At 67.8% G+C, this 18492-nt stretch carries 21 protein-coding genes and 1 pseudogene; 18 read left to right on the top strand and 4 right to left on the bottom strand.

All coding sequences use genetic code 11. The features are described from left to right. Positions 1-5: 5 nt before the first annotated feature. Both EJK91_RS06830 and EJK91_RS06825 read left to right on the top strand, forming a co-directional pair. Positions 6-508 (top strand): annotated as a pseudogene (locus EJK91_RS06830) (thiolase C-terminal domain-containing protein); the annotation flags it as partial. Between the two features lie 5 nt (positions 509-513). Continuing rightward, positions 514-939, top strand: coding sequence for a Zn-ribbon domain-containing OB-fold protein (locus EJK91_RS06825; RefSeq protein WP_125078542.1), 426 nt, complete (start codon positions 514-516; stop codon positions 937-939). Positions 940-946: 7 nt separating this feature from the next. Here the strand turns inward: EJK91_RS06825 and EJK91_RS06820 are convergent, their stop codons facing one another. Beyond that, positions 947-2596, bottom strand: coding sequence for an acyl-CoA synthetase (locus EJK91_RS06820; protein WP_125078541.1), 1650 nt, complete (start codon positions 2594-2596; stop codon positions 947-949). Between the two features lie 73 nt (positions 2597-2669). After that, complete coding sequence (gene mftR, locus EJK91_RS06815; RefSeq protein ID WP_024440426.1) at positions 2670-3266, bottom strand: mycofactocin system transcriptional regulator; 597 nt, start codon at positions 3264-3266, stop codon at positions 2670-2672. 105 nt (positions 3267-3371) lie between these two features. Here mftR and mftA point away from each other — a divergent pair, with 105 nt between their 5' ends. From mftA to mftG, 7 genes are all read left to right on the top strand, one after another. After that, on the top strand, positions 3372-3467 hold the full coding sequence (gene mftA, locus EJK91_RS06810; protein WP_081654424.1) for a mycofactocin precursor MftA: 96 nt from the start codon (positions 3372-3374) through the stop codon (positions 3465-3467). A gap of 2 nt (positions 3468-3469) precedes the next feature. After that, positions 3470-3775 carry a mycofactocin biosynthesis chaperone MftB gene (gene mftB, locus EJK91_RS06805; protein WP_047318339.1) on the top strand — a complete coding sequence of 102 codons (306 nt, stop codon included), beginning with the start codon at positions 3470-3472 and terminating at the stop codon, positions 3773-3775. Further along, positions 3772-4965 (top strand): mycofactocin radical SAM maturase, encoded by a 1194-nt coding sequence (gene mftC, locus EJK91_RS06800; RefSeq protein ID WP_024440424.1) that lies wholly within the window; start codon positions 3772-3774, stop codon positions 4963-4965. The genes mftB and mftC overlap by 4 nt, the downstream gene beginning before the upstream one ends. Before the next feature lie 2 nt (positions 4966-4967). Continuing rightward, a complete protein-coding gene (gene mftD / locus EJK91_RS06795; RefSeq protein ID WP_024440423.1) occupies positions 4968-6158 on the top strand; it encodes a pre-mycofactocin synthase MftD in 1191 nt (396 codons plus the stop codon). Positions 6159-6352: 194 nt separating this feature from the next. Further along, a complete protein-coding gene (mftE, locus tag EJK91_RS06790; protein WP_125078539.1) occupies positions 6353-7099 on the top strand; it encodes a mycofactocin biosynthesis peptidyl-dipeptidase MftE in 747 nt (248 codons plus the stop codon). Then, positions 7096-8508, top strand: a complete 1413-nt coding sequence (mftF, locus tag EJK91_RS06785; RefSeq protein WP_125078538.1) for a mycofactocin biosynthesis glycosyltransferase MftF — start codon at positions 7096-7098, stop codon at positions 8506-8508. Before mftE ends, mftF begins: the two co-directional genes overlap by 4 nt. Positions 8509-8514: 6 nt before the next feature. Beyond that, complete coding sequence (gene mftG / locus EJK91_RS06780) at positions 8515-9963, top strand: mycofactocin dehydrogenase MftG (RefSeq protein ID WP_125078537.1); 1449 nt, start codon at positions 8515-8517, stop codon at positions 9961-9963. On the opposite strand, the gene EJK91_RS06775 is transcribed toward mftG, so the two are convergent. Further along, positions 9945-11198, bottom strand: coding sequence for a cytochrome P450 (locus EJK91_RS06775; protein ID WP_024440419.1), 1254 nt, complete (start codon positions 11196-11198; stop codon positions 9945-9947). The genes mftG and EJK91_RS06775 overlap by 19 nt on opposite strands. Positions 11199-11312: 114 nt before the next feature. Between EJK91_RS06775 and EJK91_RS06770 the strand changes: the two genes are divergently transcribed. Next, complete coding sequence (locus EJK91_RS06770) at positions 11313-12965, top strand: carboxylesterase/lipase family protein (protein ID WP_125078536.1); 1653 nt, start codon at positions 11313-11315, stop codon at positions 12963-12965. A gap of 46 nt (positions 12966-13011) precedes the next feature. On the opposite strand, the gene EJK91_RS06765 is transcribed toward EJK91_RS06770, so the two are convergent. Then, on the bottom strand, positions 13012-13485 hold the full coding sequence (locus EJK91_RS06765) for a hotdog fold domain-containing protein (protein WP_125078535.1): 474 nt from the start codon (positions 13483-13485) through the stop codon (positions 13012-13014). Between the two features lie 457 nt (positions 13486-13942). Here EJK91_RS06765 and rpsJ point away from each other — a divergent pair, with 457 nt between their 5' ends. From rpsJ to rpsC, 8 genes are read left to right on the top strand one after another with little or no spacing between them, the layout of a single operon-like run. Continuing rightward, positions 13943-14248 (top strand): 30S ribosomal protein S10, encoded by a 306-nt coding sequence (rpsJ, locus tag EJK91_RS06755; RefSeq protein ID WP_003883485.1) that lies wholly within the window; start codon positions 13943-13945, stop codon positions 14246-14248. A 14-nt stretch (positions 14249-14262) separates the two neighbouring features. Then, a complete protein-coding gene (gene rplC, locus EJK91_RS06750; protein ID WP_046301586.1) occupies positions 14263-14916 on the top strand; it encodes a 50S ribosomal protein L3 in 654 nt (217 codons plus the stop codon). Further along, on the top strand, positions 14916-15572 hold the full coding sequence (gene rplD, locus EJK91_RS06745; RefSeq protein WP_024440415.1) for a 50S ribosomal protein L4: 657 nt from the start codon (positions 14916-14918) through the stop codon (positions 15570-15572). Before rplC ends, rplD begins: the two co-directional genes overlap by 1 nt. Then, a complete protein-coding gene (rplW, locus tag EJK91_RS06740; RefSeq protein ID WP_024440414.1) occupies positions 15572-15874 on the top strand; it encodes a 50S ribosomal protein L23 in 303 nt (100 codons plus the stop codon). The genes rplD and rplW overlap by 1 nt, the downstream gene beginning before the upstream one ends. Before the next feature lie 27 nt (positions 15875-15901). Beyond that, positions 15902-16738 (top strand): 50S ribosomal protein L2, encoded by an 837-nt coding sequence (gene rplB / locus EJK91_RS06735; protein WP_024440413.1) that lies wholly within the window; start codon positions 15902-15904, stop codon positions 16736-16738. A gap of 17 nt (positions 16739-16755) precedes the next feature. Then, positions 16756-17037 (top strand): 30S ribosomal protein S19, encoded by a 282-nt coding sequence (rpsS, locus tag EJK91_RS06730; RefSeq protein WP_024440412.1) that lies wholly within the window; start codon positions 16756-16758, stop codon positions 17035-17037. Then, positions 17034-17642: a 50S ribosomal protein L22 gene (rplV, locus tag EJK91_RS06725; RefSeq protein WP_024440411.1), complete on the top strand. Its 609-nt coding sequence runs from the start codon at positions 17034-17036 to the stop codon at positions 17640-17642. The genes rpsS and rplV overlap by 4 nt, the downstream gene beginning before the upstream one ends. After that, complete coding sequence (gene rpsC, locus EJK91_RS06720; protein ID WP_024440410.1) at positions 17642-18490, top strand: 30S ribosomal protein S3; 849 nt, start codon at positions 17642-17644, stop codon at positions 18488-18490. Before rplV ends, rpsC begins: the two co-directional genes overlap by 1 nt. Positions 18491-18492: the final 2 nt, after the last annotated feature.

The following is an 18492-nucleotide window of genomic DNA, read 5'->3' as shown; positions in this document are numbered from 1 at the left end:
GTCGAGTTGCCGATGCCATGTTCTTCGGGTCCTCGAGCAACCAATACGGTTCTCCGCAAGCCGAGTTCGAGATTCCCTACGGCAACCTGGGGCAGAACGGCCCCTACGGCCAGGTCGCCACCCGCTACGGTGCCGTCTACGGCTACGACGAACGGGCGATGGCCAAACTGGTCGTCGATCAGCGCGTCAACGCCAATCACACCGACGGCGCCATCTGGCGCGACACTCCGCTGAGCGTTGAAGACGTGCTGGCCAGCCCGGTCATCGCCGATCCGCTGCACATGCTGGAGATCGTGATGCCCTGCGTCGGCGGCGCCGCGGTGGTGATCGCCAGCTCGGATTCGGCCAGGCCGGCCTAGCCGGCGGCATGCACCACGTTTGCGACGCCACCCGCCAGATCATGGGCCGGGCCGGGGCCGCACAGGTGGCCGACTGCAACCGGGCCTTCGTCTCGGGCAATGGCGGGATCTTGTCGGAACAGACAACCCTCATCCTGGAAGGGGACTGAAACCGATGACCACCTTTGAGCGGCCGATGCCGGTCAAGACGCCCACCACCGCTCCGTTCTGGGATGCGCTGGCGCAGCATCGCATCGTCATCCAATATTCACCGTCTACCGAGAGCTACGTGTTCTATCCGCGGGTCCCGGCGCCGCGCACTCTGGCCGATGATCTGGAATGGCGCGAGATCTCCGGGATGGGCACGCTGTATTCCTTCACGGTGGCCCGCCGGCCGGTCGGGCTGCACTTCGCCGATGCCGTTCCGCAGCTGTTGGCGATCGTCGAATGGGATGAGGGCCCGCGGTTCTCCACCGAACTGATCAACGTCGATCCCGCTGATCTGGTGGTGGGGATGCGGGTGCAGCCGGTGTTCTGCGACTACCCGGACCACGATGTCACGATGCTGCGCTACGAACCGGCCGGTCGGCAAACGGAGTGAGCTCGGGTCAGCCCTGCTCGGCCTGTTCGCGCGCCCACCGGTAATCGGCTTTGCCGGCCGGGCTGCGCACGATCGCCGACCGGAAGACGATTGCCTTGGGCAACTTGTAGCGGGCCAGTGACCCACCCGCATGCTCGATGAGTTCGGCAGCCGTCACGGCGGCATCATCGGCGAGGGCCACCACGGCCACCACCTCCTGGCCCCACCGTTCGCTGGGCCGGCCCGCGACCACCACGTCGACGACACCCGGATGCGACGCAATTGCCGTCTCGACCTCTTCGGCGAAGATCTTCTCCCCACCGGAGTTGATCGTCACCGAATCCCGGCCGAGCAACTCGATCGATCCGTCTTCCAGGTGCCGCGCCCGGTCTCCGGGGACGGCGAAGCGTGCCCCGTCAATCACCGGAAAAGTCGCCGCGGTCTTAGCGGCATCGCCCTTGTAGCCCAAGGGGACATAGCCGCGTTGACCCAGCCAACCCAGGCCATCGTGCCCGGGCTGCAACACCGTTGCGAGGTCCTCGGCCACCACCAAGGTGTCCGGTCCGCCGGCGAAGGTTCCGGTAGAGACCGCCCCCGACGTCGACATGTGACGCATCTGGGCGCCGGTCTCCGACGAACCGACCCCGTCGATCACCATTGCGCCGGGCAGCGTCTCAACGATCTGCTGCTTGACGTACGGCGTCAGCAGGGCCCCGCCGTTGGCCACCACCAGCAGCGACGACACATCGGCGCTGCCCTTGCGAATCGCGTCCAGCAGCGGCCGGGCCATTGCGTCGCCTACCACGGTCACCGACAGCACCTTCTCCTGCTCGATGGCGCGAACCACGTCGTCGGCATCGAAATGGTCGACAACCGACGGGAAAACCAGGGTTTGGCCGGTGTTGATGGCGGTCATCACCGCCCACTGGGCGGCGCCGTGGATCAGCGGCGGCAGTATCATCAGCTTGACGCCCGGGTTCTCCCGGACCGGCGCCACGATGTCGTCGATGGAGCTGACCTCTTCGGCAGTCATGAGGTTACGGCCGCCGAACGACCCCATGAAGATGTCGTGCTGACGCCAGAGCACCCCCTTGGGCATCCCGGTGGTGCCGCCGGTGTAGAGCACATACAGATCGTCGGGCGAGGGCTGCACCGGAGGCGGTTCCGGTGAGCTGTCGGCCAGCACCGTCTCGTAGTCGACCGCCCCGTCGAGTAGGGCGTTGCCGGAGTCGTCGGCGATCTGGATGAGCACCTTGAGCTGGGGCAGGTCGGGGAGTACCTCGGCCAGGGTGGGCGCGAACGCGGCGTGATACACCAGCGCGGTGGCACCGGAATCAGCCAGCAGGTAAGCCAATTCATTGCGCACGTAGCGGTAGTTGACGTTGAACGGCGCCACTCGGGCTGCGAAGCTGCCCAGCAGGGTCTCGACGAACTCGTTGCCGTTGTAGGCGTAGATCCCCAGAAGATCCTGGCCGATCTCGTGCGCAGGCAGGTCCGACCGCGGCGTGTGACATCCCAGTCCGCGGGAGTGCAGGTAGGACGCCAGCCGGTTGGAGCGCTCGAGGATCTGCGCGTAGGTGTAGCGCCGATCGCCCTGGACGATCATGTCGCGGTCGGGAATCGCCGCGGCCACCGCGTCGGTGACCTCCGGCACGGTGAACTGGGTCAAGGGTGCCACGTGTGCATCAGCTCCTCGGTGGTGGTGATCGTCGCCGGCAGGGTCAGTGTTTTGCCGATGATGGCAGCATGGCTCAGTCCAGGCCACCGCGGATGGCGTCGAACGCCTCGCCGAGGACCTGTGGCAACACCAGCGACTCATCGCCCAGCCAGCGTTCGTATGCGCTGAGCGCCACCCCCAGCATCATCCACGCCACCGTCTGCGGACGCAGCTCATCGGCGTCCAGACCCGCCCGGCGTGCCACGAACTCCGCGATGACGTTGCGCCAGCCGGCGTACATCGTCATCGAGTAGGCCTGCAGCTCATCGGTCTGCAGGATCACCCGCATCCGCCGGCGGTGCCGCGCTGTCTCACTCGCGCCGAATGTGTTGAACGCCAACAGCGCCGCACGCAGCGCGTCACCGAGTGGCGCCGCGGGCTCGATAGCGTCCAGCAGTTCCCGCAATTGGTGCAGGTGCGCGTCGAAGTCTCCCCACGGGATGGCGTTCTTGCTGGCGTAGTACCGGAACACCGTGCGACGGCCGATGCCGGCGGCCTGCGCTATGTCATCAACGCTGACCTCGCCGAATCCGCGGGCGGCGAACAGGTCGATCGCCACGTCGGTGATGTGCTGCGGGGTGGTGGAGCGACGCCGCCCGGCGCGTGGCTGCGGACCCGGCGTACCGCCCATCTGACAGCCCCACTTCCTTTACGGCACTCGATGCCATATTCTGTCCGAGATTGTGACCGACACGACAGTCCTTTGTCGAACCCGAACGTGAGAAAGGCCCGCGTCATGGACCAGAACCAGCAGAACGACACCAATGCCGAGCTCGTGACCGAAAGCCTGGTCGAAGAGGTGTCCATCGACGGCATGTGCGGCGTCTACTGACCATGCCGGAGGTCGCCGTGGCCTCGGAGGCAACAGCGTTCGACCCCGACCGCGGCTGGGAGCTGCACCCGCAGGTGGCGCTCCGCCCGGAGCCGTTTGGTGCGCTGCTGTACCACTTCGGCACCCGTAAGTTGTCGTTCCTGAAGAACCGCACCATCGTCGAGGTGGTGCGGTCTCTTCCGGACCACGACGATGTCCGATCCGCCTGCCGCGCAGCCGGAGTCGACGATGCCGATCAGGGTCCGTACCTGCATGCGCTGCGCGTGCTGGCGGATTCGAAGATGCTGATGCCCAGGGAGGGCCAATGACATCCGTGGCACCGGTGCCCCGGCTTATCGAACAGTTCGAGCACGGGCTTGACGCTCCGATCTGCCTGACGTGGGAGCTGACCTACGCCTGCAACCTGGCGTGCGTGCACTGCCTGTCCTCGTCGGGTAAGCGCGACCCCCGCGAGCTGTCCACGCAGCAATGCAAGGACATCATCGACGAACTCGAACGCATGCAGGTGTTCTACGTCAACATCGGTGGCGGGGAACCCACAGTGCGCTCGGACTTTTGGGAACTGGTGGACTACGCCACCGAGCACCACGTCGGGGTGAAGTTCTCCACCAACGGTCTGCGAATCACCCCCGAGGTGGCGGCCAAGCTGGCAGCCAGCGACTACGTCGACGTCCAGATCTCCCTGGACGGCGCCACCGCAGCGGTCAACGACCCGATCCGCGGCCCCGGCTCGTTCGACATGGCGATCCGGGCCCTGGAGAACCTCGCCGCGGCCGGATTCTCCGACGCCAAGATCTCAGTCGTCGCAACCCGCCACAACATCGACCAGCTTGACGACTTCGCCGCCCTGGCCAGCCGCTTCGGCGCCACGCTGCGCATCACCCGGTTGCGGCCATCGGGACGAGGCGCCGACGTGTGGGATGACCTGCACCCGACCGCCGACCAGCAGGTTCAGCTCTACGACTGGCTGGTGGCCAACGGGGAGCGGGTGCTCACCGGCGACTCCTTCTTCCACCTGTCCGGCCTCGGCGCGCCCGGCGCGCTGGCCGGGCTGAACATGTGTGGTGCGGGGCGCGTGGTGTGCCTCATCGACCCCATCGGTGATGTCTACGCCTGCCCATTCGCCATCCACGACCGTTTTCTGGCCGGAAACGTGCTGTCCGACTCAGGATTTGGGACGGGCTTCGGCAACGTCTGGAAGAACGCCCCGCTGTTTCGTGAACTGCGGGAGCCGCAGTCCGCCGGCGCCTGCGGAAGCTGCGACCACTACGACAGCTGCCGGGGCGGCTGCATGGCGGCAAAGTTCTTCACCGGCCTGCCACTGGATGGACCCGATCCGGAATGCGTCCAGGGTTACGGTGCACCAGCGCTGGCCGCCGATCGCACCAAGCCCCGCCCAGCCACGGACCACTCCCGCGGCAAGCCGATCACCACTGTGGTGCCGTTGACGCTGTCGATGCGTCCGCCGGCCCGCCTCTGCAATGAAAGTCCAATCTGATCATGGCTCGTAATGTCTGGTTCGAAACTGTCGCTATCGCCCAGGAACGAGCCAAAAAGCGGCTCCCGAAGTCCGCTTACTCCTCGCTGATCTCGGCCAGCGAAAAGGGTCTGACGGTCAGCGATAACGTGGCGGCGTTCAGCGAACTGGGATTCGCCCCGCACGTGGTGGGTGTACCGGCCAGCCGCGAACTGTCGACAACCGTGATGGGGCAAGAGATCTCGATGCCGGTGATGATCTCGCCGACCGGCGTGCAGGCGGTCGACCCGGAGGGCGAGGTGGCCGTCGCGCGGGCGGCCGCGGCGCGCGGCACCGCGATGGGTCTCTCATCGTTTGCCAGCAAGCCGATGGAAGAGGTCATCGCGGCCAACCCCAAGACCTTCTTTCAGATCTACTGGCTGGGCGGACGCGACGCGATCGCCGAGCGGGCAGAGCGTGCCCGGGCGGCCGGGGCCGTCGGGATGATCGCCACCACCGACTGGAGCTTCTCGCACGGGCGGGACTGGGGCAGTCCCACGATCCCGGAGAAGATGGACCTCAAGACCATGGTCAAGATGATGCCGGAGGCTCTCACCAGGCCCGGATGGTTCCTGCGCTGGGCCAAGACCATGCGTCCGCCGAGCCTGCGGGTGCCCAACCAAGCGGGCCCCGGCGAGGCCGGGCCGCCGTTCTTCCAGGCCTACGGGGAGTGGATGGGCACCCCGCCGCCCACCTGGGAAGACATCGCCTGGCTGCGTGAGCTGTGGGGCGGGCCCTTCATGCTCAAGGGCGTGATGAGGGTGGACGATGCGAAACGTGCTGTGGACGCGGGTGTTTCGGCCATCTCAGTCTCCAACCACGGCGGCAACAACCTGGACGGCACCCCGGCGACGATTCGGGCGCTTCCGGCCATCGCCGAGGCTGTGGGCGACCAGATCGAAGTGTTGCTGGACGGTGGCATCCGGCGGGGCAGCGATGTCGTCAAGGCGGTGGCGCTGGGAGCGCGTGCGGTGATGATCGGACGCGCCTACCTGTGGGGGCTGGGCGCCGCCGGACAGCCCGGGGTGGAGAACGTCTTGGACATCCTCCGGGGCGGCATCGACTCGGCCCTGATGGGCCTCGGCCGGGCCTCGGTGCACGATCTGACTGCGGACGACATCCTGATTCCGGCCGGATTCACCCGGGCGCTCGGCGTGCCCGCCGCCGGGGTCTAGGCGGCCGGCCGGGGTCCGCCTCTCGTCGGAGCTGCGTATCCACCTGCTAATCGGCGCCAGTCCTGATACGCCCGTGGCGTACGGGACGGACGTGATCAGCTGAGACCATTTCGGGCCTCTGCCGCGAAAAATTAACGCCTGTCGTAGTCGCCAACAACTGGTGTACGACAGGTGAATTCGCTTACCATCGTCCGATGGCGGTTGGCGGCGAGCTCGGTAGATCGACGTGGAGCGAGCTGCAGAACCAGCTACAAGGTCAGCTGCCGGGGCGGGGGATGATGCTTCTGGTCCCGGTGGGGTCGACCGAGCAGCACGGCCCGCACCTACCGCTGGACACCGATACCCGGGTCGCGCGGGCGCTCGCCCAGCAGCWGGCSGAGCGGTCGGCGGGTGCCGGGGCGGGGCCCGGCACGGCGGTCGCGCCGGCCATTGCCTACGGGGCCAGCGGCGAGCATCAGAGCTTTGCCGGCACCATCTCGATCGGCACCGAGGCGCTGATCCAGCTATTGCTGGAGTACGGCCGCTCCGCCTGCTGCTGGGCGCAGCGGGTGGTCTTCGTCAACGGCCACGGCGGCAATGTGCCGGCCCTGGTCGAAGCGGTACGCCTGCTGCGGTTCGAAGGCCGCGACGTGGCCTGGCTTCCGTGCGCCGCCCCGGGCGCCGATGCTCACGCAGGTCACACCGAAACGTCTCTGCTGCTGCATCTTTCGCCGGACAGCGTGAGGTTCGACCGGGCGTTGCCGGGCAATCGCGCGCCATTGGCGGAGTTGCTGCCCGCAATGCGCGACGGCGGCGTCGCCGCGGTGAGCGCCGTCGGGGTGCTGGGGGACCCCACCACCGCTACCGCCGGTGAGGGACAGCGAATCTTCCGCGAGATGGTCGACGCCGGGCAGGCGGCCATCGGTGCCTGGGCCCCCGGCCCGGATGGGATGCTGCGATGAGCGCGGCTCGGCTGCCGGACGGCTTCGCCGTGCAGGTCGATCGGAAGGTGCGGGTCCTGGGGCGGGGATCCACCCTGCTGGGCGGTTCGCCGACCCGGCTGCTCCGGCTGGCGCCGGCCGCCCAGGGGATGCTGTCCGATGGCCGGTTGGAAGTACGCGACGCCGTCAGCGCACAACTGGCCAGAACCCTGCTCGACGCCACCGTCGCCCACCCACGGCCCGCCGGCGGGCCATCATATCGAGACGTAACTGTGGTTATTCCGGTGCGAGACAACATCATCGGGCTGCAACGGCTGGTAACGGCGTTGCGCGGACTGCGCGTCGTGGTGGTGGACGACGGATCGCAGATCCCGATCCGCCAGGAAGATCTGACCGCAGCCCACTGCTGCGAGGTGCAGGTGCTGCGCCACGAGGAGAACCGGGGCCCGGCGGCCGCACGTAACACCGGGTTGAGGGCCTGCACGACGGATTTCGTGGCGTTCCTGGATTCCGACGTGGTGCCGCGCCGGGGCTGGCTGGAGGCCCTGTTGGGGCACTTCTGCGACCCGGCCGTGGCTCTGGTCGCCCCCCGCATCGTCGGCATGGCCGACAGCGGTCACCTGGTCGCGCGGTACGAGGCGATCCGTTCGTCGCTGGACCTGGGCGGTTGCGAAGCGCCGGTGGTGCCATACGGCAAGGTCGCCTACGTCCCCAGCGCGGCCATCATCTGCCGCTCCAGCACGCTACGCGAGCTGGGTGGCTTCGACGAGGCACTGCACTCCGGTGAAGACGTCGACCTGTGCTGGCGGTTGGTGGACGCGGGCAGCAGGCTGCGCTACGAGCCGATCGCGCAGGTTGCCCACGATCATCGGGTGGATCTGCGGGACTGGGTGGCGCGCAAAGCTTTTTACGGAGGCTCGGCGGCACCGCTGTCGGCCCGTCATCCCGACAAAGCCGCACCCATGGTGATCTCCGGTTGGGCGCTGGCGGGTTGGGCGTTGATGGCGCTCGGCTCGGCGCTGGGCTATCTGGTCTCGCTGGCGATCGCCGCGCTGACCGGACACCGGGTGGCCCGGTCTATGCGAGGCCCAGACACCGCGCCGGCGGATGTCCTGATGGTGACGGTGCGCGGACTGGCGAGCGCCGGGCTGCAGCTCGCCTCGGCACTGTGCCGGCACTACTGGCCGGTCGCCATACTGGCAGCGTGTGTGTCACAGCGGTGCCGCAAGGCGCTCCTGCTGGCGGCCGTCGCCGACGGGGTGGTGGACTGGCTGCGGCACGCCCGCAGTGAAGACGACTCCCGGCCCCTGGGGCTGCCGGCCTATCTGCTGCTCAAACGAGTCGACGATCTGGCCTACGGCGCCGGCCTGTGGACCGGGGTGGTGCGCGAACGCAACCTTGCCGCGCTCAAGCCGCAGATTCGCAGCTAGGCCGCCTTGACCGTTCCGGTGGTACACAGCGATGCGCTGGTGGTGGGGGCTGGAAGCGCGGGATCGATTGTCGCGGCCATGCTCTCGTCGGATCCTTCGTACACCGTCACGGTGCTGGAATCGGGCCCAGGGCTCCAGGATCCGGTCCTAGCCGCCCAGGCCGCCGACGCGCTGACGTTGCCGATCGGCCCTGCCAGCCGGCTGGTGCATCGCTACCGCGCCGAGCTGATCAGCGGGGCCGGCAATGCGCTGACGATCGTGCGGGGGGCGGCTGTGGGAGGCTCCGGCGCGGTCAACGGGGGGTATTTCTGCCGGGGGCTGCCGGCAGACTTCGCCGGCTACCCGGCGGGCTGGGCGTGGGAGCAGTTGCTGGAGTCCTTTCGGGCCGTCGAGACCGACCTCGACTTCCAGGGCCCCCAGCACGGCGACGCCGGCCCGATACCGGTTCGTCGCACCCGTGAAATGTGCGATAACACAAAGCGATTCAATGATGCCGTGCAGCGAGCAGGGTTCGATTGGATCGACGATCTCAACGACGCGACGCTGACCACGAAGTACGGCGCGGGCGCCGTGCCGCTCAACATCACTGCCGACGGCGTACGCGCTGGGCCGGGTATCGCATACCTGCGGCCGGCGCTGTCGCGGGACAACCTTACGGTGCTCACCCAGACTCGGGCGGTCCGCATCGCCATCGAAGCCGGCCGAGCCATCGCAGTCGAAGCGATCGGCGATCAGGGTCCCCTCACACTGACGGCGGACCGAATCGTGCTGTGCGCCGGGGCGATTGGTTCAGCACACCTGTTGATGCTGTCCGGTGTCGGTGAGGAGACGATGCTGCGCGACGCGGGTGTCGCGGTGCGGGCAGCGCTTCCCGTCGGCGCGCACTGTGCGGATCACCCGGAATGGCTGGTGGCGGCGGAATGGCCGGGCACGCCGGGTCGCCCCGTGTTGGAGACCGTGCTGCATTATGAGAACTTGGAGATCCGGCCCTACACAGCAGGTTTCGCCACCATGGTCGGTGAGGCTGTCACGCCCGATCAGCGGCAGATCGGGGTTGCGCTGATGACTCCACGTGCTCGCGGCCGGATAAGCCTGATCTCGGCGGACCCGCAGGTAGCGCCTCGCATCGAACACCGCTATGACACCGAGCCCGAGGATCTGCTGGCGTTGCGCCGCGGAGTGGACCTGGTCAAGCAGATGCTGCCGTTGCGCGATGTTGGTGCAGAACCACGCTGGTCGACATCACAGCACCTGTGCGGTAGTGCGCCGATCGGAGCGGACGGCGACCAGACGGCGGTGCTCGACGCGCAATGCCGGGTGCGTGGCATCGACGGGCTGTGGGTGATCGACGGCTCGGCGCTGCCCCGGATCACCAGTCGCGGGCCGCACGCGACGATCGCGATGCTCGCGCACCGTGCCGTGACACTGCTGTGCGGTCAGGACCGCAGCCGGTAGCGGATCGGCAGGTGCTTGAGGCCGCCGACGAACGTCGTCGACACCAACTGCGGCTCACCGGCCAGTTCGATGGCCTCCAGCCGCGGCAACAGAGCGTTGAAGAAGCTACTGATCTCCATACGCGCCAAAGCCGATCCCACACAGAAGTGCACACCATGGCCGAACGCCAGATGCTTGTTCGGGTCGCGCCCGACGTCGAAGGCGAACGGGTCGTCGAACACGTCCTCGTCGCGGTTGGCCGAAACGTAGGACAGATAAACCGATTCGCCCTCGGCGATGGGCACACCGCGCACCTCGGTATCGGCGGTGGCGGTGCGCATGAACTCCTTGACCGGCGTCACCCAGCGGATGATCTCCTCGACCGCGGTCGGCATCAGACGCAGGTCCGCTCGCAGCCGCTCGCGCTGATCGGGGTGTTCGACCAGTGCCCGCAGGCCACCGCTGATCGCCGCGCTGGTGGTGTCGTGGCCGGCAGTGGCGATGATGACGTAGTAAGAGGCGCTGTCCACATCCGACAGCGGTGCGCCGTCGATGGTCGCGTTGGCGATCGTGGAGGCCAGGTCCTCGGTGGGTTGTGCGCGCCGCGCCGCGGTCAGCGCTCCGAAGTAGGAGAAGAAGTCGAGCAGCACCGGCAGCTGTTCCTCGGGAGTCAGGCCGCGGCGGTACTCCTCGTCGTCGCCGCCGAACAATTCCTGGGTCAGCCGCAGCATGCGACCGAAGTCCGTCTCCGGCAGCCCCAGCAGCGACATGATGACGAACAGCGGGTAATTGACCGCGACCTCCTGGACGAAGTCGCACTCCGGGCCGAGTTGCACCATCTTCTCGACGTACTGTGCGGCGAGCTCGTCAATGCGGGTCTTGAGCATTCGCATGGCCTTGGGGCGGAACCAGTCTGAGACGATTGCGCGCATCTTGTGGTGTTGCGGATCGTCCATGTGGATCAGCGTTCGCAGACCCATCCCGGACTCCAGCAGGGATTGCTGTAGGTCGTCGGCGTCGGCGGGCGCCAGCAGGGGACGCGGCGCGTTGATCCACAGCTGGTTGTCGCGTTCGATCTCCATGATGTCGGCGTGGCGGGTGATGGCCCAGAACGGGCGGTAGGGCCGATGGTCGACCAGCGACACCGGTGCGTGTGCGCGCAGATGGGTCAGGGCTGCGTGCAGACGGGGCTCATCGGCATAGGCGCTGGGGTCGACGAACACCTGGGCGGCCTGGTCGATGATCGGTGTGCTCATACCCTGCTCCTCGACAATATTTTTGACACGTGTCAGGTTTGAAGCCAGTGTTGCGGATCTCCGGCCGTCGTGGCGGCGCTTTGGGCTGATCCACCCCGATTAGGCTCTTCGACCATGTCGATCGGATCGTGTCGGTGGGGTCGCCGGGTCGGCGCCGTCGTCTTGGCGCTGGCCGCGGTGCTGGCCGGCGGGTGCGCGCGCTCGGACGGGGCGGCGTCGCACCCGAGCGTGGGGCCCCGGGCGGTCGCGCTCAACGCCGACGTGGTGCGGACCGGCTCTGGCCTGCTGAGGGGCGCCGTGGGTCCGGATCACCGGCTGTTTCAAGGGATCCCGTACGCCGCGCCGCCGGTGGGGCCGTTGCGGTGGCAACGCCCGGCGCCGATGCCGGCGTGGCCGGGCGTGCGTGACGCGGTCAGACGCGGGCCCTGGTGCATCCAACCGGACGCCGCCGACGTGGACCCGATCAGCGAGGACTGCCTGACGCTCAACGTCTGGACGCCCACCGGCTCAGCCGCCGAACCGCTCCCGGTCATGGTGTGGATCCACGGCGGCAGTTTCATGCGGGGGGCCGGCGACATCTACCACGCGCAACGGCTTGCCGTCCGCGGACGCGTCATCGTCGTTACGATCAACTACCGGCTGGGGGCGCTGGGCTTCCTGGCCGACCCGGCGCTGGGGGACCCCGGCAACTATGGCCTGGCCGACCAGCAGGCGGCCCTGCGTTGGGTTCGCGACAATATCGACGAATTCGGCGGTGACCCAGACAAAGTGACGATCGCCGGCGAGTCTGCCGGCGGTATGTCGGTCTGTGACCACCTGGCCGCCCCCGACTCCGCCGGCCTGTTCCGGGCCGCCATCATTCAGAGCGGGCCGTGCCAGGCCCAGGTCGAGGTATCCGAGGCGCAGCGGATCAGCCGTGAGTACACCGAATCGCTGGGATGCGGCGAGCGAGCCACCGCACCGCAGGACCCGGACGAGCAGACGGCGTCGTGCCTGCGGGCGTTGCCGCCCGAGCGGCTGGCCAAGCCGTTGTGGTACTCGCGGTTCGGCACGGATCGCCTCAGCGGGCCGGTGGTCGGCGGCGCGCTGCTGCCCAAGGATCCGGTGCGGGTGTTCCGGGAGTCGCCGGCCGAGGGCGGGCCGGCGGGCACGCCGGTGCTGCTGGGGGTCAACCGTGATGAGTTCACCATGTTCGTCGCGCTGCGATATCTCCGCGTCGGACAGGAGATCACCGCCGCGGAATACCCCGAGGAGCTGCGCGATACCTTCGGCCGCGACTCGGCCGCCGCGGTCGCCGAGCACTATCCGCCGGGCCGGTTCGACGGCAGCGTCTCGCTGGCCTACGCGGGCGCTGCGACGGACGACATCTTCGCCTGCCTGGCCGACCGGATGGCCCGGGGCCTGAGCGGCGGCGCGCCCGTCTACGGCTACGAATTCGATGACCCGCACGCACCGGCTCCGGAGTTGTTCGACCAGGTGCCGTTCCCGATCGGCGCGACCCACTCGCTGGAGATGCGCTATCTCTTCGACATCGGCGGTGCCCCGCCGCTGGACCCCGCCCAGCGCCGGCTGTCCGACCAGATGATCGAGTACTGGACCGGGTTCGTGGTGACCGGTGCGCCGATCGCCGTGGATCAACCCGACTGGCCCGCGATCGGAACCGGCCCCGACCGGCGGTGGATGTCGCTGCGGACCGACGGCAGCCGGACGATCACCGACTTCGCCGCCGAGCACCAGTGCGACTTCTGGGCGACCTTGCGCGGCTGACTCTCACTTCTTCTTGGGCGGGCCGGCTCGGCGGGCAGAGCACAGTTCAGGCCGGCGTCACCCAGGTGGTGATGTCGGCGTGCACCACCTCGACGCCGGACTTGTCGGTGATGCTGACCGGCACCACCACCTCGGTGCCTTCGACGATCAAGCCGAATTCCGGCGGATCCAACCGGGCGGTCGCCCGCAACGACGTGGTCGCCTTGGCCAGGTAGGCCACGTTCATCGCCTTGGGGATCCAGCGGTGGCTGCGCGGGACGGTGGCCTCCATCAGCATCCCCATCGCGACCTCGGCGGCGTTGCAGGACGCAATCGCGTGCACGGTGTGCAGGTGGTTGTAGACGAAGGGCCACTTGGGCACCAGCACTTCTGCCAGCCCGGGCTCCATCCGCACCACGTGCGGCAGCACCGACGCGAAGTAGGGGACCCGGGCCATCGCCGCGGCAGAGAACAGTCGAGTGCCGCCGGGGATCCCCGCCAGCCGTCGCCAGGCCCGATAAGTACTGGTAGATCCGGTCACATCGAGCTACCTTACCGGCAAGTAAGTTCAGCGGGCGGGCGGCTCGGGGGCAGCCGGGCCGAAGGCTCGGGAGCTCGATCGCGGGGTTGATGCCGCGGTTCCAGAGTCGGCTCTCCTTCGTCGAGCGTCGCCAAACCGCGGGGATTTGGCCGCTGACCCGATCTGGGGCATACTATTCAGGTTCGCCTGCGCCGGGGTTGTCCCTGGCTGGGCATACGACCAGCGCCCACCCGGGCGCGTCCGGTCCCATTCTCGCGGTACGGAGCTTTTTCGCCGTGCACGGGTCCGTGTGAGGGCGACACGCCCGACCGCGGGGACCGGTGGACCAGGACAGGTAAACAGCGGCGGCAGCGCCCAGCGCAGTGTCGACACCGGACCCACGGGTCCGAAACAGACGAGCTGGGGCACGAAGGGTTCGAAAAACGAACCCCCTTTGCAGGAGTGAGGTAGCAGAAGCGTGGCGGGACAAAAGATCCGCATCAGGCTCAAGGCCTACGACCACGAGGCGATTGACGCCTCGGCGCGCAAGATCGTTGAGACGGTCACTCGTACCGGTGCGTCCGTAGTCGGCCCGGTGCCGCTGCCGACCGAAAAGAACGTGTATTGCGTCATCCGGTCCCCGCACAAGTACAAGGACTCGCGGGAACACTTCGAGATGCGCACCCACAAGCGGCTGATCGACATCCTCGATCCCACGCCGAAGACCGTTGACGCCTTGATGCGCATCGATCTGCCGGCCAGCGTCGACGTCAACATTCAGTAGGAGCACCGAAAACCATGGCACGCAAAGGTATTTTGGGTACCAAACTGGGCATGACGCAGGTGTTCGACGAGAACAACAAGGTCGTGCCGGTCACGGTCGTCAAGGCCGGGCCCAACGTGGTGACCCGCATCCGTACCCCGGAGCGCGACGGCTACAGCGCCGTCCAACTCGCTTACGGCGAGATCAGCCCCCGCAAGGTGAACAAGCCGGTCACCGGTCAGTACGCCGCTGCGGGCGTGAACCCCCGCCGTCACCTCGCCGAGCTGCGACTCGACGACGAGGCCGCTGCAGCCGCCTACGAGGTCGGCCAGGAGCTGACCGCTGAGATCTTCGCCGACGGCGCCTACGTCGACGTCACCGGAACCTCCAAGGGCAAGGGTTACGCCGGCACCATGAAGCGGCACGGCTTCCGCGGTCAGGGCGCCGGTCACGGCGCTCAGGCCGTGCACCGCCGGCCGGGCTCGATCGGTGGCTGCTCCACCCCGGGCCGGGTGTTCAAGGGCACCCGGATGTCGGGCCGGATGGGCAGCGACCGGGTCACCACTCAGAACCTGGTGGTGCACAAGGTTGACGCCGAGAACGGTGTGCTGTTGATCAAGGGCGCCATTCCGGGCCGCAACGGTGGGCTGGTTCTGGTCCGCAGCGCGATCAAAAAGGGTGAGAAGTAATGGCCGGCATCAAGATTGACGTCAAGACTCCGGACGGCAAGAAGAGTGGCTCGGTTGAGCTGCCCGCCGAGCTGTTCGACGCTCCCGCCAACATCGCGCTCATGCACCAGGTGGTGATCGCTCAGTTGGCCGCGGCCCGTCAGGGTACGCACTCGACCAAGACCCGCGGTGAGGTCAGCGGCGGTGGCCGTAAGCCTTACCGGCAGAAGGGAACCGGCCGGGCCCGCCAGGGTTCGACCCGGGCGCCGCAGTTCACCGGTGGTGGCGTGGTGCACGGCCCCAAGCCGCGCGATTACAGCCAGCGCACCCCCAAGAAGATGATCGCCGCCGCCCTGCGTGGAGCGTTGTCGGACCGGGCGCGCAACGGCCGGATCCACGCGGTCACCGAGCTGGTGAGCGGACAGACCCCGTCGACCAAGGACGCCAAGACGTTCCTGGGTTCGATCACCGACCGCAAGCAGGTGCTGGTGGTCATCGGCCGGGCCGACGAGACGGGCGCCAAGAGCGTGCGCAACCTGCCGGGTGTGCACATCCTGTCCCCGGACCAGCTCAACACCCACGATGTGCTGCGGGCCGACGACGTGGTGTTCAGTGTCGAGGCGCTGAACTCCTACATCGAGGCTCACACCGCCAAAACCGAGGAGGTTTCGGCCTGATGGCGACCATCACCGATCCCCGCGACATCATCCTCGCGCCGGTCATCTCCGAGAAGTCCTACGGGCTGATCGAGAACAACGTGTACACGTTCGTCGTGCACCCCGACACCAACAAGACGCAGATCAAGATCGCGATCGAGAAGATCTTCGCGGTCAAGGTTGCGTCGGTGAACACCGCGAACCGGCCGGGCAAGCGCAAGCGGTCCCGGACCGGCTACGGCAAGCGCAAGGACACCAAGCGCGCCATTGTGACTCTGGCGCCCGGCAGCAAGCCGATCGACCTGTTCGCCGCACCGGCCTGACCGGAGTGAGAGAGAGATCTAACTGACATGGGAATCCGCAAGTACAAGCCGACGACCCCCGGTCGTCGCGGTGCCAGCGTCTCCGATTTCGCTGAGCTCACCCGCTCTCACCCGGAGAAGTCGCTGGTTCGGCCGCTGCACGGCCACGGTGGGCGTAACGCCCACGGCCGGATCACCACCCGGCACAAGGGTGGCGGTCACAAGCGTGCCTACCGCGTGATCGACTTCCGTCGCCACGACAAGGACGGCGTCAACGCCAAGGTCGCGCACATCGAGTACGACCCGAACCGCACCGCCCGCATCGCACTGCTGCACTACCTGGACGGCGAGAAGCGCTACATCATCGCCCCGCAGGGTCTGTCGCAGGGCGACGTGGTCGAGTCGGGCGCCAACGCCGACATCAAGCCGGGCAACAACCTGCCGCTGCGCAACATCCCCGCGGGCACCCTGGTGCACGCCGTGGAGCTGCGCCCGGGCGGCGGCGCCAAGCTGGCCCGCTCCGCTGGGTCCAGCATTCAGCTGCTGGGTAAGGAAGGCGCCTACGCCTCGCTGCGTATGCCCTCCGGTGAAATCCGCCGCGTCGACGTGCGCTGCCGCGCCACTGTCGGCGAGGTGGGCAACGCCGAGCAGGCCAACATCAACTGGGGTAAGGCCGGACGTATGCGGTGGAAGGGCAAGCGCCCCACCGTCCGTGGCGTCGTCATGAACCCGGTGGACCACCCGCACGGTGGTGGTGAGGGCAAGACCTCCGGCGGCCGGCACCCGGTCAGCCCGTGGGGCAAGCCGGAGGGTCGCACCCGCCGGCCGAACAAGCCCAGCGACAAGCTCATCGTCCGACGCCGGCGCACCGGCAAGAAGCGCTAGGAATCGGAGGGAAAGCGATGCCACGCAGCCTCAAGAAGGGTCCGTTCGTCGACGAGCATGTGCTCAAGAAGGTCGACGTCCAGAACGAGAAGAACACTAAGCAGGTCATCAAGACCTGGTCACGTCGGTCGACGATCATCCCGGACTTCATCGGGCACACGTTCGCCGTACACGACGGCCGCAAGCATGTTCCGGTATTCGTCACCGAGTCGATGGTCGGGCACAAGCTCGGCGAATTTGCTCCGACGCGCACCTTCAAGGGACACATCAAAGACGACCGGAAGGCTAAGCGCCGGTGAGTGCCACGACTGAATTTCCGTCCGCTGTCGCCAAGGCCCGCCATGTGGGTATCTCGGCCAGCAAAGCCCGCCGGGTGATCAACCTGGTCCGCGGCAAGTCGGTGTCCGACGCGTTGGACATCCTGCGCTGGGCACCGCAGCAGGCCAGCCTGCCGGTGGCCAAGGTCATCGCCAGCGCGGCGGCCAACGCCCAGAACAACAACGGCCTGGACCCGTCCACCCTGGTGGTGGCCTCCGTCTACGCCGACGAGGGCCCGACCGCCAAGCGGATCAAGCCGCGCGCCCAGGGGCGTGCGTACCGGATCCGTCGGCGCACCAGCCACATCACTGTGGTGGTGGAGAGCCGGCCGTCCTCCGGCGGCGGTTCGGCGCAGTCGGCCAGCGCTGCCCGGGCGCGCCGTGCACAGGGCAGCAAGGCCGCCGCTGCGACGGCCCCGGCCACCAAGGCGGCCAAGGCGACCGAGAAGGCGCCGGCGAAGAAGGCTTCCGCAGCCAAGGCTGCCGAGAAGACGACTGAGAAAGCGGCGGCGAAGAAGGCGCCCGCCAAGAAGGCGGCAACCAAGAAGGCGCCTGAGACGTCCGACGCGAAGGAGGGCTCGGAGTAATGGGCCAGAAGATCAACCCGCACGGCTTCCGGCTCGGGATCACCACCGACTGGAAGTCGCGGTGGTACGCCGACAAGCAGTACGCGGACTATGTCAAGGAAGACGTGGCGATCCGCCGGCTGCTGTCGAGTGGCCTCGAGCGCGCCGGCATCGCCGACGTCGAGATCGAGCGCACCCGTGACCGGGTCCGCGTGGACATCCACACAGCTCGCCCGGGCATCGTCATCGGCCGCCGCGGCACCGAGGCCGACCGGATCCGTGCCGACCTGGAGAAGCTGACCGGCAAGCAGGTGCAGCTGAACATCCTCGAGGTCAAGAACCCGGAGTCGACGGCGCAGCTGGTGGCCCAGGGCGTTGCCGAGCAGCTGAGCAACCGCGTGGCGTTCCGTCGCGCGATGCGTAAGGCGATCCAGTCGGCGATGCGTCAGCCCAACGTGAAGGGCATCCGGGTGCAGTGCTCGGGTCGTCTGGGCGGAGCTGAGATGAGCCGCTCGGAGTTCTACCGCGAAGGCCGGGTGCCGCTGCACACGCTGCGGGCCGACATCGACTACGGGCTGTACGAGGCGAAGACCACCTTCGGCCGGATCGGCGTCAAGGTCTGGATCTACAAGGGCGACATCGTCGGTGGCAAGCGCGAGCTGGCCGCTGCCGCACCGTCGGCCGACCGTCCGCGCCGGGAGCGACCGACAGGCACCCGCCCGCGCCGCAGCGGCGCCTCGGGTACCACCGCGACCAGCACCGACGCCGGGCGGGCCGCTGAGAGCACCGAGAACACCGCTGCTGCAGAAACGGTCCAGGAAAGCGCAGTGACCGCGGAGCCGCAGGCAACGCAGAGCACGGAGAGCTAGTC

Source organism: Mycobacterium sp. P7213 (assembly GCF_900604305.1).
In the GTDB taxonomy this organism is placed as follows: domain Bacteria; phylum Actinomycetota; class Actinomycetes; order Mycobacteriales; family Mycobacteriaceae; genus Mycobacterium.
The sequence above is the reverse complement of the archived record's forward strand: the minus strand, read 5'-3'. Positions and strand labels throughout refer to the sequence as shown.